Origin of the sequence: Pseudomonas protegens, from assembly GCF_003732485.1 — a bacterium.
GTDB classification, from domain to species: domain Bacteria; phylum Pseudomonadota; class Gammaproteobacteria; order Pseudomonadales; family Pseudomonadaceae; genus Aquipseudomonas; species Aquipseudomonas protegens_B.
Map to the genome: position 1 here is coordinate 212531 of NZ_MOAK01000073.1, position 13934 is coordinate 226464.

11 protein-coding genes are annotated in these 13934 nt (G+C 61.8%); all 11 read right to left on the reverse strand.

The window, feature by feature from the left end:
* On the reverse strand, positions 1–146 hold a 146-nt coding region (locus BLX41_RS19170), incomplete at its 3' end, for a cold-shock protein (protein ID WP_148059757.1).
* Positions 147–538: 392 nt separating this feature from the next.
* Positions 539–1663 carry a glycine cleavage system aminomethyltransferase GcvT gene (gene gcvT / locus BLX41_RS19175; protein ID WP_123726152.1) on the reverse strand — a complete coding sequence of 375 codons (1125 nt, stop codon included), beginning with the start codon at positions 1661–1663 and terminating at the stop codon, positions 539–541.
* Between the two features lie 40 nt (positions 1664–1703).
* The gene (locus tag BLX41_RS19180; RefSeq protein ID WP_123726153.1) at positions 1704–3080 is read right to left on the reverse strand and encodes an L-serine ammonia-lyase; all 1377 of its coding nucleotides are present in this window, start codon (positions 3078–3080) and stop codon (positions 1704–1706) included.
* A 180-nt stretch (positions 3081–3260) separates the two neighbouring features.
* Entirely contained in the window at positions 3261–6116 is a 2856-nt protein-coding gene (gene gcvP / locus BLX41_RS19185; RefSeq protein WP_123726154.1) for an aminomethyl-transferring glycine dehydrogenase, read from the reverse strand.
* A gap of 10 nt (positions 6117–6126) precedes the next feature.
* Positions 6127–6510: a glycine cleavage system protein GcvH gene (gcvH, locus tag BLX41_RS19190; protein ID WP_123726155.1), complete on the reverse strand. Its 384-nt coding sequence runs from the start codon at positions 6508–6510 to the stop codon at positions 6127–6129.
* A gap of 415 nt (positions 6511–6925) precedes the next feature.
* Entirely contained in the window at positions 6926–8434 is a 1509-nt protein-coding gene (locus BLX41_RS19195) for a sigma-54-dependent transcriptional regulator (protein ID WP_123726156.1), read from the reverse strand.
* Positions 8435–8608: 174 nt separating this feature from the next.
* Positions 8609–8968 carry a DUF5064 family protein gene (locus tag BLX41_RS19200; protein ID WP_102860580.1) on the reverse strand — a complete coding sequence of 120 codons (360 nt, stop codon included), beginning with the start codon at positions 8966–8968 and terminating at the stop codon, positions 8609–8611.
* A 71-nt stretch (positions 8969–9039) separates the two neighbouring features.
* Positions 9040–9969 carry a carbamate kinase gene (arcC, locus tag BLX41_RS19205; RefSeq protein ID WP_123726157.1) on the reverse strand — a complete coding sequence of 310 codons (930 nt, stop codon included), beginning with the start codon at positions 9967–9969 and terminating at the stop codon, positions 9040–9042.
* A gap of 88 nt (positions 9970–10057) precedes the next feature.
* On the reverse strand, positions 10058–11068 hold the full coding sequence (locus tag BLX41_RS19210) for an ornithine carbamoyltransferase (protein WP_123726158.1): 1011 nt from the start codon (positions 11066–11068) through the stop codon (positions 10058–10060).
* 84 nt (positions 11069–11152) lie between these two features.
* Entirely contained in the window at positions 11153–12409 is a 1257-nt protein-coding gene (gene arcA, locus BLX41_RS19215) for an arginine deiminase (RefSeq protein WP_123726159.1), read from the reverse strand.
* A 49-nt stretch (positions 12410–12458) separates the two neighbouring features.
* Positions 12459–13886, reverse strand: coding sequence for an arginine-ornithine antiporter (gene arcD / locus BLX41_RS19220; protein WP_123726160.1), 1428 nt, complete (start codon positions 13884–13886; stop codon positions 12459–12461).
* Positions 13887–13934: the final 48 nt, after the last annotated feature.

Sequence of the window (13934 nt, forward strand, 5' to 3'; positions counted from 1 at the left end):
TTTTGGCCTTCTTTCAGGCTCTTGAAGCCGTTGCCCTGAATGGCGCGGAAGTGTACGAACAGATCCGGACCGCTTTCTGGAGTGATAAAACCAAAACCTTTCTCGTCGTTAAACCACTTGACGGTACCGCTCTGACGTTGGGACATTTCTTATTTCCTTTGACGCTAAAAAATTAATGACAGTCTCTTTCTCATGAAAGAGTACTGGGCTGGGTTGCAGGAAAGTAAGAGACGTCGAACGGGTTGTAGCAAACTTGTTAGCTACTGCCCAGGTCACGATTCCAAGCGACCCATGCAAACACAGTGGGGAAACTCTACGCCAACTATGGGAGAAAAAACAAGCCCCGCGAAGCCCCGGTTTTACTCAGCTTACCGAGGTTTGGCGGAACTAGCGTGCAGGGCTTATTCGATAGAGTTGTTCAATTGTTTTCGGGCGTTATAAGTAGAGTTCAGTATCGAAAATATGCACTGTTTTATGGCGGTTGCGTTACAGATTAGTGCACTTTTAACGCAACCGCGTTACTTATAGAAACAGTCCTTTAGCCACGGTAGTAGCGTTGTGGCACGAATGGCATTTTGCTTACAAGCATTGGCACCTTTTTCCCACGAACTATCGCAGCAACTGGCGTATCAAGTGCACTGTGCTTCACGTCGAGGTAACCCATGGCCAATGGACCGCCCAAGGTCGGGCCGAAGCCGCCGCTGCAGACGCTGCCGATGATGTTGCCTTCCGCGTCGACGATTTCCGCGCCTTCTCGTACCGGTGTCCGTTCCTGGGGCAGAAGGCCGACGCGTTTGCGACTGACACCTTCCTGGTGTTGGGCAAAGATCGCCTGGGCGCCGGGGAAACCACCCGCGCGGGCGCCGTCGGTGCGGCGGACCTTGGAGATAGCCCACAGCAGGCTGGCCTGGATCGGCGTAGTGTCGCTGTTCATATCGTGGCCATACAGGCACAGACCGGCTTCCAGGCGCAGGGAGTCACGGGCGCCCAGTCCAATGGCCGCCACTTCCGGCTCGGCCAGCAGCGTCCGGGCGAGTTTTTCCGCCTGATCAGCCGGTACCGAGATTTCGAAGCCATCCTCTCCGGTGTAACCCGAACGGCTGACAAAACAGTCGGCTCCCAGCACCTGCACCGGCTTGAACTGCATGAAGGTCATCTTCGCCACTTCCGGTGCCAGGCGTGCCAGCACGGTGACTGCTGCCGGGCCTTGCAGTGCCAGCAGGGCGCGTTCTTCGAACAGGGGTTGAATGTCGCATTGATCGCCGATGTGCTGGCGCAGATGGGCCAGGTCCTGCTCCTTGCAAGCGGCGTTGACCACCAGGAACAGTTGCCCGTCGCCCAGGTTGGCGACCATCAGGTCGTCGAGGATACCGCCCTGTTCGTTGGTGAACATGGCGTAGCGTTGCATACCCACCGGCAAGTCGATGATGTCTACCGGCACCAGGGTTTCCAGAGCCTTGGCGGCATTGGCACCGCTCAAGCGGATCTGCCCCATGTGGGACACATCGAACAGACCGGCGTGCTCACGGGTGTGCTGGTGCTCTTTCATCACCCCAAGCGGGTACTGCACCGGCATGTCGTAGCCGGCGAAAGGCACCATGCGGGCGCCGAGTTCCAGGTGCAGGCTGTGCAATGGGGTTTTCAACAGTGTTTCGGTGGACATGGGCAACTCCTGAAAAATGTGCGGATGCGTCGCTTGGGCATCAGCACTCGATAATGTTCACGGCCAGACCGCCACGGGCGGTTTCCTTGTATTTGCTTTTCATGTCGGCGCCGGTCTGGCGCATGGTGCGAATGACCTTGTCCAGGGAGACGAAATGCTGCCCGTCTCCGCGCAGAGCCATGCGCACCGCGTTGATGGCTTTCACCGAACCCATGGCGTTGCGCTCGATGCAGGGCACCTGCACCAGGCCGCCAATCGGGTCGCAGGTCAATCCCAGATTGTGTTCCATGCCGATTTCCGCGGCGTTCTCCACCTGCTGCACGCTGCCCCCGAGCACCTCGCACAAGGCCCCGGCAGCCATCGAACAGGCCACGCCGACTTCACCCTGGCAGCCGACTTCGGCACCGGAGATCGAGGCATTTTCCTTGTACAGAATGCCGATGGCGGCCGCAGTCAGGAGAAAGCGCACCACCCCGTCCTCGTTGGCACCGGGAATGAAGCGCATGTAGTAGTGCAGCACCGCCGGAATGATCCCGGCTGCGCCATTGGTGGGGGCGGTAACCACTCGCCCGCCATTGGCGTTTTCCTCATTCACCGCCAGGGCGTAGAGATTGACCCAGTCCAGCACCGACAGGGCATCGCGCAGCGCCGCTTCCGGGTGCTGGCACAGCTGGCGATGCAGGGCGGCGGCGCGCCGCTTGACCTTGAGCCCGCCCGGCAGGATGCCTTCGTTGCGGCAGCCGGCGGTCACGCAGTCCTGCATCACCTGCCAGATCTTCAGCAGTCCGGCGCGGGTTTCCGCTTCCGGGCGCCAGGCGCTTTCATTGGTCAGCATCACCTGGCTGATGGACAAGCCGTAGGTGCTGCAGTGTTGCAGCAGTTCCTTGGCGTTCCTGAAGGGGAAGGTCAGGCGAGTGGTGTCTTCGACGATACGGTCGGCGCCGGCGGCATCTTCGTCGACGACAAAGCCGCCGCCAACGGAGTAGTACTCACGGCTACGGATCTGCAGGCCGGCGCTATCGAAGGCGCGAAAGATCATGCCGTTGGGGTGATAGGCCAGAGGTTTGCGGATCATTGCCAGGTGTTCTTTCTCGTTGAACGCAATGCTGTGTTCGCCGAGCAGGTTGAGGCGCGCGCTGCTGCGTATTTCTTGCAGGCGAGCGGCGATGTTTTCGGTATTCACGGTGTCCGGGTGTTCACCTTCCAGGCCCAGCAGCACCGCCTTGTCGCTGCCGTGGCCCTTACCGGTGGCGCCCAGCGAGCCGTATAGCTCGACCTTGACGCAGGTGGTGCTGGCCAGCAGTTGATCGCGACGCAGGCCTTCGACAAAACGCGCGGCGGCGCGCATCGGGCCGACGGTGTGGGAGCTGGAGGGGCCGATGCCAATCTTGAACAGGTCGAACACGCTCAGGGACATGTTGGTTCTCCGGTTTCTTATTGTGGTGATCGGCACGCAGGCACTTGTAGGCGCGGGTTTGTCCGCGATCCAGGCGCCGCTGTTCTACCCGATTGATGCGTTATCGCTCATCGCCGGCGAGCCGGCTCCTACAGGTATACGCGGTATCTGCAGGGGCACGGCTCTCCAGTGATGGACGGCTTAGGCGTCTTGGTAGCTTTCGATCGACGGGCAGGCGCACACCAGGTTGCGGTCGCCAAACACGTTGTCGACCCGGCCAACCGGCGGCCAGTACTTGCCTTCGATCAGCGATGTCACCGGGTACACGGCCTGCTCACGGCTATACGGATGGGACCATTCGCCCACCAGTTCGGCTGCGGTGTGCGGTGCGTTCTTCAGTGGATTGTCATCCTTGTCCAGGGCGCCGCTTTCCACCGCGCGGATTTCTTCGCGGATGCGGATCATGGCGTCGCAGAAGCGGTCCAGTTCTTCCTTGGATTCGCTTTCGGTCGGTTCGATCATCAGGGTGCCGGCCACCGGGAACGACATGGTCGGCGCGTGGAAACCGAAATCGATCAGGCGCTTGGCCACGTCGTCGACACTGATGCCGCTGCTGTCTTTCAACGGGCGCAGGTCGAGGATGCATTCGTGGGCCACCAGGCCGTTGCTGCCGGTGTAGAGCACGGGGTAGTGCTCTTCCAGGCGGCGCGAGATGTAGTTGGCATTGAGGATCGCCAACTGCGAGGCGCGCTTGAGGCCGGCGCCGCCCATCATGCGGATGTACATCCAGGTGATCGGCAGGATGCTGGCGCTGCCGAACGGTGCGGCACAGACCGCGCCTTTCTTGTTTTCCAGCGCGGCGTGGCCCGGCAGGAAAGGCGCCAGGTGCGATTTGACACCGATCGGGCCGACACCAGGACCGCCACCACCGTGGGGAATGCAGAAAGTCTTGTGCAGGTTCAGGTGGGACACATCGCCACCGAACTTGCCCGGTGCGCAGAGGCCGACCATGGCGTTCATGTTGGCGCCGTCGATGTACACCTGGCCGCCGTTGTCATGAATGATGCCGCAGATTTCGCGGATGCCTTCTTCGAACACACCGTGGGTCGACGGGTAGGTGATCATCAGTGCGGCGAGGTGTTCGCGGTGCTCGATGGCCTTGGCTCGCAGGTCCTCGATATCCACGTTGCCACGGGCGTCGCAGGCGGTGACCACCACGCGCATGCCGGCCATGTTGGCGGTGGCCGGGTTGGTGCCGTGAGCCGAGGAAGGAATCAGGCAGATGTCGCGACGGTCATCGCCACGGCTCTGGTGATAGGCGCGGATGGCCAGCAGACCGGCGTACTCGCCCTGGGAACCGGCGTTGGGCTGCAGGGAGACGGCGTCGTAGCCGGTGGCGGCGCAGAGCATCGCTTCCAGCTCGGTGGTCAGTTGCTGGTAGCCGGCGCTTTGCTCGGCGGGAGCGAAGGGGTGCAGCGCACCGAACTCGGCCCAGGTGATGGGGATCATTTCGCTGGCGGCGTTGAGCTTCATGGTGCAGGAGCCCAGCGGGATCATGGTGCGATCCAGGGCCAGGTCCTTGTCCGCCAATTTGCGCAGGTAGCGCATCAGCTCGGTTTCCGAGTGATAGCGGTTGAACACCGGGTGGCTGAGGATTGCCGACTGACGGACCAGGGCGGCGGGGATGCTGCTGGTGACCGAAGCCGCCAGTGCGGCGAAGTCCGGCGCGGCTTTGCCTTCGCCCAGCAGGTTCCACAGGCCTTCAACGTCGGCCTGGGTGCTGGTTTCATCCAGGGACAGGCCCAGGCGCTCGGCGTCTATCACCCGCAGGTTGATGCCCTGGGCGCGAGCCTTGTCGTGCAGCGCGGTGGTGCGGCCAGCGGTGTGCAGGCTCAGGGTATCGAAGAAGCTTTCCTGCTCCACGGTCAAGCCCAGCTGGACCAGGCCCTTGGCCAGGATCGCGGTCAAGTGGTGGATGCGCTGGGCGATCTGGGTCAGGCCCTTGGGACCGTGGTAAACGGCATACATGCTGGCGATGTTGGCCAGCAGGACCTGGGCGGTGCAGATGTTGCTGGTGGCCTTCTCGCGGCGGATGTGCTGCTCGCGGGTCTGCATGGCCAGGCGCAGGGCCGGCTTGCCGAAACGGTCTACCGAGACACCGACCAGTCGGCCCGGCATGTCGCGCTTGAAGGCATCGCGAGTGGAGAAGTAAGCCGCGTGCGGACCACCGAAGCCCAGCGGTACACCGAAGCGCTGGGCGCTGCCGATGGCCACGTCCGCGCCGAACTCGCCTGGCGGAGTCAGCAGGGTCAGGGCCAGCAGATCCGCGGCCACGGCTACCAGGGCGTTGGCGGCGTGGAAGCGCTCGGCCAGTTCGCGGTAGTCGAACAGGTCACCGTTGCTCGCCGGGTATTGCAGCAGGGCACCGAAGAACGGGCTGACATCGGTCAGTTTGCGCTCGTCGCCGACCACCACATTGATCCCCAGGGGCTCGGCACGAGTGCGCAGTACGTCCAGGGTTTGCGGGTGGCAATGCACGGAAGCGAAGAAGGCGTGGCTGCCCTTGTTCTTGCTCAGGCGCTTGCAGAAGGTCATGGCTTCGGCGGCGGCAGTGCCTTCGTCCAGCAGCGAGGCATTGGCGATGGGCAGGCCGGTCAGGTCGCTGATCAGGGTCTGGAAGTTCAGCAGGGCTTCCAGGCGACCTTGGGAGATTTCTGGTTGGTAGGGGGTGTAGGCGGTGTACCAGGCCGGGTTTTCCAGCAGGTTGCGCAGGATCGGCGAGGGCGTGTGACAGCTGTAGTAGCCCTGGCCAATGTAGGTCTTGAACAACTGGTTCTTGTTGGCGATGGCCTTGATCGAGGCCAGGGCCTGGGCTTCGCTCTGGCCATGGCCCAGGTCCAGTACGCTGGTGCCCTTGATGCTTTCGGGAATCACGCTGGCGCTCAGGGCTTCCAGGGAGTCGAAGCCCAGGCTGTTGAGCATGGCTTGCTCATCGCCCTGGCGCGGACCGATGTGGCGCGCGATGAATTCGTTGGCGGTAGTCAGGTTGACGGTCATGACGGGGTCCTCAGGCTTCGGCGCTGGCTTTGATCAGACGGTCGTAGGCGTCCTGATCCAGCAGTTGGCCGACAGCGGCGGCATCCGCGGGCATGAAGCGGAAGAACCAGCCTTCGCCCAGCGGATCTTCGTTGACCAGTTCCGGGCTGTCTTCCAGGGCCGGGTTGGTGGCGACCACTTCCCCGTCCAGGGGCATGTACACACCGCTGGCGGCCTTCACCGATTCCACGGTGGCGGCTTCGGCGCCTTTGTCGTAGCTCTGCAGCTCCGGCAGTTGCACAAACACCACATCACCCAGGGCGTTCTGGGCGAAAGCCGTGATGCCGACGGTGACACTGCCATCCGCTTCGCTACGCAGCCATTCGTGATCTTCAGTAAAACGCAACTCGCTCATGGAAACTCCTCAGGGGCCAGACTCGTCTGGTGGACGCGATTGAATGCTCGTGCAGGGCCGAGCCGAATGACAATGTCCATAGCAAGAACACGGCCAATATTGATTTGTTCTTTTAAGATCAATGATTTGAGCGTTTTATCGAAAAGCCTGAACGGCTTGGGTGTAGCGAAATCGCTACATCTGACCCTGTAGAAAAAAGGCTTTGAGGATCAAAGCCTTGCACGGCAGCGATTACAAGGCTGTGTAGCGAAATCGTTCCGCTGTAGCGCTTTCAGTACAGTTGCAGGTCGTTTCTAGAACGCTAGACGCAGCGGGGAGGTAGGAGCTGGCTTGCCAGCGAAAGCGCCCATAAGAGCGACACAGGGCTTGAGGGCCTCTTCGCCGGCGAGCCGGCTCCTACGGGTGAGGGGGCGGGTCAGGCCTTGCTGGGGATACCGTACTTACGCAGGCGATGGGCGATGGCGGTATGGGAGGTCTGCAGGCGGTTGGCCAGTTGCCGGGTCGAGGGATAGTTGACGTAGAGGGTTTCCAACAACTCCTTCTCGAAGGCTTCCACTGCCTGCTCCAGGCTCTCGACTTCGGCATCGTTCTGCCGTGCCACCGAGGTGCCGGCGATGTCCAGGTCGCCGATATCCACCAGGTTGCTTTCGCAGATGGCAGCAGCGCGAAAGATCACATTCTGCAATTGCCGTACGTTGCCCGGCCAACGGTTGCCCAGCAGAGCGGGGTAGGTGCCCGGGGTCAGGCGACACACTGGGCGCTGGATTTGCGCGCAGGCCTGCTGCATGAAGTAGCGGGCCAGCAGCAGGATGTCCTGGCCGCGTTCGCGCAGCGGCGGCACTTCGACATTCAATACGTTGAGACGATAGAACAGGTCTTCGCGGAAGCTGCCTTCGCCGACCATTTTTTCCAGGTCACGATGGGTAGCGCTGAGGATGCGCACATTGACCTTGATCTCGCGATCGCCGCCAACCCGACGAAAACTGCCGTCGTTGAGAAAACGCAGCAGCTTGGCTTGCAGGTAAGGCGACATCTCGCCGATTTCATCGAGAAACACCGTGCCCTGGTTGGCCAGCTCCATCAGGCCCGGCTTGCCACCGCGCTGGGCCCCGGTAAAGGCCCCGGGGGCGTAGCCAAACAGTTCGCTTTCGGCGAGGTTTTCCGGCAGCGCCGCACAGTTCAGGGCCAGGAAGGGTGCGCTGTGCCGGGCGCTGATGGCGTGGCAGGCACGAGCCACCAGCTCCTTGCCGGTGCCGGTTTCGCCCTGGATCAACAGAGGTGCATCCAGGGCCGCGACCCGTTGGGCACGGGCCTTGAGCGTGCGAATCGCCGGGGATTCGCCGAGCAGGGCATCGAAGCCTTCGGCGTGATCGTGGTGCAGGGCAGAGAGTCGTTCACCGATGCGGTTGGGTTGATATAGGGTCAGCAGCGCACCGGCATCGGTAATGGGCGTGGCGTCCAGCAGCAGTGTCTGTCCGTTGACCATGATTTCCCGCAGCGGCAGGCGAAAGCCGTGTTCCAGCAGGGACTCCAACAGGGCCGGGTCGGCAAACAGTTCGGCAACGCTTTCTCCCGCCGGTTCACGACCATACAGGGCGATCAGCGCCGGGTTGGCCAGCAATACCTTGCCGGCGCTGTCCAGGGCCAGCACCGGATCGGTCATGGCTGCCAGCAAGGCGTCCAACTGCAAGTGGCGACGCTGGCCGGGCAGGATGTCGACCACCGTTACCGTCTGCACGCCCTGTACGTTGAACAGCGCATCGCGCAATTCTTCCAGTACCTGGGGGCTCAGGGTCGGGGCGTCGATATAGACGTTGGGTGGCACCATTTCCACCGCATCCAGGTTGAGATTGCGTCCGCCCAGCAGGGCCAGGACTTCCTGGGTAATGCCGACGCGGTCGATGAAACTGACGTGGATACGCATGGGATGGCAGACGATTCTGGGACTCTGAAGTGCGCCAGTATGCCTTGGGCAATGGCCTTAGTCGAAATCGGTGGGGCTGTTGTAGGAGCCGGCTTGCCGGCGAAGGCGGACCAGATCCCCAGGCACGGCGGTGGTCATTTCGCCGGCAAGCCGGCTCCTACAGAAGGGGAGTGGTCATGCCAGGTGTTCGGGGTTTATCGGGTCGCCGGGCTTGACGTTCAGTTGCTTGCGTACGTCTTCGAACATCTCGTCGTAGTACTTGTGCATGGAGGCAATACTGGCGCTCTTGGGCAAGCCGTACTGTTGGGCGATGCGGGTCGCGTGACGGGCGAAGTCAAAGGCCAGGTCCTTGGCCAGGAAGAACTGCTCTTTCAAGGATTTGTCTTCAATGGTGCCGTGCAGGGTGAACAGCATGCCATGACCCTCCTTGGGGTCCTGGGCCAGTTCGTAGTCGATACACAGGTTGTAGCTGAAGTCGTCCTTGCTCAGCGCATGGCGCTCTATATGCAGGTGACCGGGCTCAAACATGGCCATAGGCGTCTCTCCTCCAGGGCTTTGAATGAGGGCAGGCACCCGACCTGCCCTGTGTTCTTACAGCAAGCGTCTTACAGGTAGCTGATGCCGGTTTTCGCCGTACTGATGCGGGTGCCGGCCTTGCCCTGGACGATCGCTTCGATGTCCGAGAGTGAACCGATCACCGCGACTTTGCCAGTGTGCCGGGCAAATTCGCAGGCGGCCTGGACCTTCGGTCCCATGGAGCCGGCGGCAAAGCCCAGCTTCTCGATTTCGTCCGGGTGGGCCTCGCCGATGGCCTTCTGGGTCGGTTTGCCGAAGTCGATGAATGCTGCGTTGACGTCGGTGGCGATCACTAGCAGATCGGCTTCGAGTTGTTCGGCCAGCAGCGCAGAACACAGGTCCTTGTCGATCACCGCCTCGATGCCCTTGAGCTTGCCGTCCTCGCCGTACATCGTCGGAATGCCGCCACCGCCGGCGCAGATCACGATGCTGCTTTTTTCCAGCAGCCACTTGATCGGGCGGATTTCGAAAATGCGCTTGGGCTTGGGACTGGCCACCACTCGGCGGTACTTGTCGCCGTCCGGGGCGATGGCCCAGCCTTTTTCCTTGGCCAGCTTCTCGGCTTCTTCCTGGCTGTAGACCGGACCGATGGGCTTGGTCGGGTTCTTGAATGCCGGGTCCTTGGCGTCCACTTCCACCTGGGTCAGCAAGGTGGCGAACGGCACCTCGAAGTCCAGCAGGTTGCCCAGTTCCTGTTCGATGATGTAGCCGATCATGCCTTCGGTCTCGGCGCCGAGCACGTCCAGCGGGTAGGGCGAAACCTGGGTGTAGGCCGCCGCCTGCAACGACAGCAGGCCGACCTGCGGGCCATTGCCGTGGGCAATCACCAGTTGGTTGCCGGGGTGGATCTTGGCGATCTGTTCGGTGGCGATGCGGATGTTGGCGCGTTGGTTGTCCGCGGTCATGGGTTCACCACGGCGGAGCAGGGCGTTACCGCCCAGTGCAACGACGATACGCATAATGCAGTCCTTCTAGAGGCTCTGTAGGAGCCGGCTTGCCGGCGAACAGCAGTTCGCTGGCAAGTCAGCCCCGGCAGGGGGAGGCGGGTTAGAGGTCGGCCAGGGTCGAAACCAGGATCGCCTTGATGGTGTGCATGCGGTTCTCCGCTTGCTCGAAGGCGATGCAGGCCGGGGACTCAAACACGTCGTCGGTGACTTCGATGCCGTTGGCCAGATGCGGATACTGCTCGGCGATCTGTTTGCCCACCTTGGTGTCGCTGTTGTGGAAGGCCGGCAGGCAGTGCATGAACTTGGTCCGTGGGTTGCCAGTGGCTTTCATCAGCTGGGTGTTGACCTGATACGGCAGCAGTTGCTCGATACGCTCGGCCCAGGCTTCCACCGGTTCGCCCATGGAGACCCAGACGTCGGTGTGGATGAAGTCCACGCCCTTGACCGCGGCTTTCGGATCTTCGGTGAGGGTGATGCGGGCACCGCTTTCCTCAGCGTATTGCTTGCAGCGCTGCACCAGGTCGTCATGGGGCCATAGGGCCTTGGGCGCGCAGATGCGCACGTCCATGCCGAGCTTGGCACCCACCAGCAGCAGCGAGTTGCCCATGTTGTTGCGGGCGTCGCCCAGGTAGGCGTAGCTGATCTCGTGGATCGGCTTGTCGGCGTGCTCGCGCATGGTCAGCACGTCGGCGATCATCTGGGTCGGGTGGTATTCATCGGTCAGTCCGTTGAACACCGGAACCCCGGCAAATTTCGCCAGTTCTTCGACGATTTCCTGTTTGAAGCCGCGGTACTCGATGGCGTCGTACATGCGCCCCAGCACTCGGGCGGTGTCCTTCATGCTTTCCTTGTGGCCGATCTGCGAGGAGTTGGGGTCGATGTAGGTAACGTTGGCGCCCTGGTCATAGGCAGCCACTTCGAAGGCGCAGCGGGTACGGGTGGAGGTTTTTTCGAAGATCAGCGCGATGTTGTTGCCCTTGAGGTGCTGCTGCTCGGTGCCGGTGTACTTGGCGCGCTTGAGGTCGCGGGACAGGTCCAGCAGGTAGCGCAGTTCGCGTGGAGTGTGGTGTTCCAGGCTCAGCAGGTTACGGTTGTGAATATTGAAAGCCATGATGGATCTCCTTTGATTTCGGTCGTCCACTTGCCGAGGCCCTTTGTGGGGGCAACGACAAGCTGCTATTTCGGATAAGGGCGCTTAGTAGTCGATCGGATCGCGAATGATCGGGCAGGTCATGCAGTGGCCGCCGCCACGACCGCGGCCCAGTTCGCCGGCGCTGATGGTGATGACTTCGACCCCGGCCTTGCGCAGCAGGGTGTTGGTGTAGGTGTTGCGGTCGTAGCCGATGACCACGCCCGGCTCCACGGCCACCACGTTGTTGCCGTCGTCCCATTGCTCGCGTTCGGCGGCGAAGCTGTTGCCACCGGTTTCCACTACGCGCAGGGCCTTGAGGTTGAGGGCCTTGGCCACGGTATCGAGGAAGCTGGCTTCTTCGCGGCGCACATCGATGCCGCCCGGTTTGCTTTCGTCAGGACGCAGGCTGAACGCAACGATCTGGCTCACCACTTCCGGGAAGATCGTGACCAGGTCGCGGTCGCAGAAGCTGAATACGGTATCCAGGTGCATGGCCGCGCGGGACTTCGGCAGGCCGGCGACGATCACGCGCTCCACGGCCTTGTGCTTGAACAGGTTCAGTGCCAGTTGACCGATGGCCTGGCGCGACGAGCGTTCGCCCATGCCGATCAGGACCACGCCATTGCCGATAGGCATCACGTCGCCGCCTTCCAGGGTGGCATTGCCGTGCTCCTGGTCCGGGTCGCCGTACCAGATCTGGAAGTCGGCGTTGGTGAACTCGGGGTGGAATTTGTAGATGGCGGTGGTCAGCAGGGTTTCCTGACGTCGCGCCGGCCAGTACATCGGGTTCAGGGTCACGCCGCCATAAATCCAGCAAGTGGTGTCGCGGGTGAACTGAGTATTGGGCAGCGGCGGCAGGATGAAGCTGGAGTGGCCGAGGAAGTCGCGGAACATCTCGATGGTCTTGCCGCCGAAGCTGCTGGGCAGGTCGTCGGCCGAGACGCCGCCGATGAGGAATTCGGCAACCTTGCGTGGCTCCAGGCTGCGCAGCCACGAGCCGACTTCGTTGACCAGGCCCAGGCCGACCTGATTGGCGGTGATCTTGCGCTCCAGGATCCAGTCCAGGGCTTCGGGGATGGCAACGATGTCGGTCAGCAGGTTGTGCATTTCCAGCACATCAATGTCCCGCTCGCGCATCTTGGTGACGAAGTCGAAGTGGTCGCGTTTGGCCTGGGCCACCCACAGCACATCATCGAACAGCAGTTCATCGCAGTTGTTCGGGGTCAGCCGCTGATGGGCCAGGCCTGGGGAGCAAACCATGACTTTGCGCAGTTTGCCGGCTTCGGAATGGACGCCGTACTTAACTTTTTCCGTGGTCATTACTGTGATCCTCCAGAGACAAAACAATTTGGGTGTTGCTAAGGCAGAGCTACAGGGTCAGGAAGCCGTCGTAGAGTCCGTAGGCCGCCACCAGGGCGCCTATGACCACTGCGGCAAAAATCAGCTTCTCGACGTTGGTGAAAATCGGTTTGTGCAGTTCCAGCTTGGCCTTGGCGAACAGCACCACGCCGGGGGCGTAGAGCAGGGCCGAGAGCAGCAGGTACTTGACCCCGCCGGCGTACAGCAGCCAGATCGCGTAGAGCAGGGCGATGCCGCCGATGATCAGGTCCTTCTTGCGCTCGGCCAGGGCCTGTTCGTAGCTTTCGCCGCGCACCGCCAGCAGGACCGCATAGGCCGCCGACCACAGGTAGGGCACCAGGATCATCGAGGTGGCGAGGTAGATCAGCGACAGGTAGGTGCTGGCCGAGAACAGGGTGATGACCAGGAAGATCTGCACCATGGCGTTGGTCAGCCACAGGGCGTTGGCCGGTACGTGGTTGGCGTTCTCGCGGCGCAGGAACTCCGGCATGGTGTGGTCCTTGGCAGCGGCGAACATGATCTCCGCGCACAGCAGCACCCAGGACAGCAGCGCCCCCAGCAGCGAGATGATCAGGCCGACGCTGATCAGCACCGCCCCCCAGTGGCCCACCACATGCTCCAGCACTGCCGCCATGGACGGGTTCTGCAGCTTGGCCAGTTCCGGCTGGGTCATGATCCCCAGGGACAGCACGTTCACCAGCACCAGGAACAGCAGCACGGTGATGAAGCCGATGACGGTGGCCTTGCCCACATCCGAGCGTTTCTCCGCCCGGGACGAGAAGATGCTCGCGCCCTCGATGCCGATGAACACCCAGACGGTGACCAGCATCATGTTGCGCACCTGGTTCATCACGCTGCCCAGGTCCGGGTTCTTCACCCCCCAGATATCAGCGGTGAAGATATCCAGCTTGAAGGCGAACAGGGCGATCAGCACGAACAGCAGCAGCGGCACCACCTTGGCAACCGTGGTCACCAGGTTGATGAAGGCCGCTTCCTTGATCCCGCGCAGCACCAGAAAGTGCACGGCCCACAGCAGGATCGAGGCGCCGATCACTGCGGCCGGGGTGTTGCCCTCGCCGAAGATCGGGAAGAAATAGCCCAGGGTGCTGAACAGCAGGACGAAGTAGCCGACGTTGCCCAGCCAGGCGCTGATCCAGTAGCCCCAGGCCGAGGAAAAGCCCATGTAGTCGCCGAATCCGGCCTTGGCGTAGGCATATACACCACCGTCCAGATCAGGTTTGCGATTGGCCAGGGTCTGGAAGACAAATGCCAGGGTCAACATGCCGACAGCGGTAATTGCCCAACCAATAAGAACTGCACCGACATCGGCACTGGCTGCCATGTTTTGCGGTAAGGAGAAGATCCCGCCGCCAATCATGGAGCCCACTACCAGGGCGACTAAGGCGCCCAGTCTTAGTTTACCGGGGGATTCAGACATTGCATGACTCCAATGCAGGAGAAGAGAGACGTCAGAGTAAATCTGCTT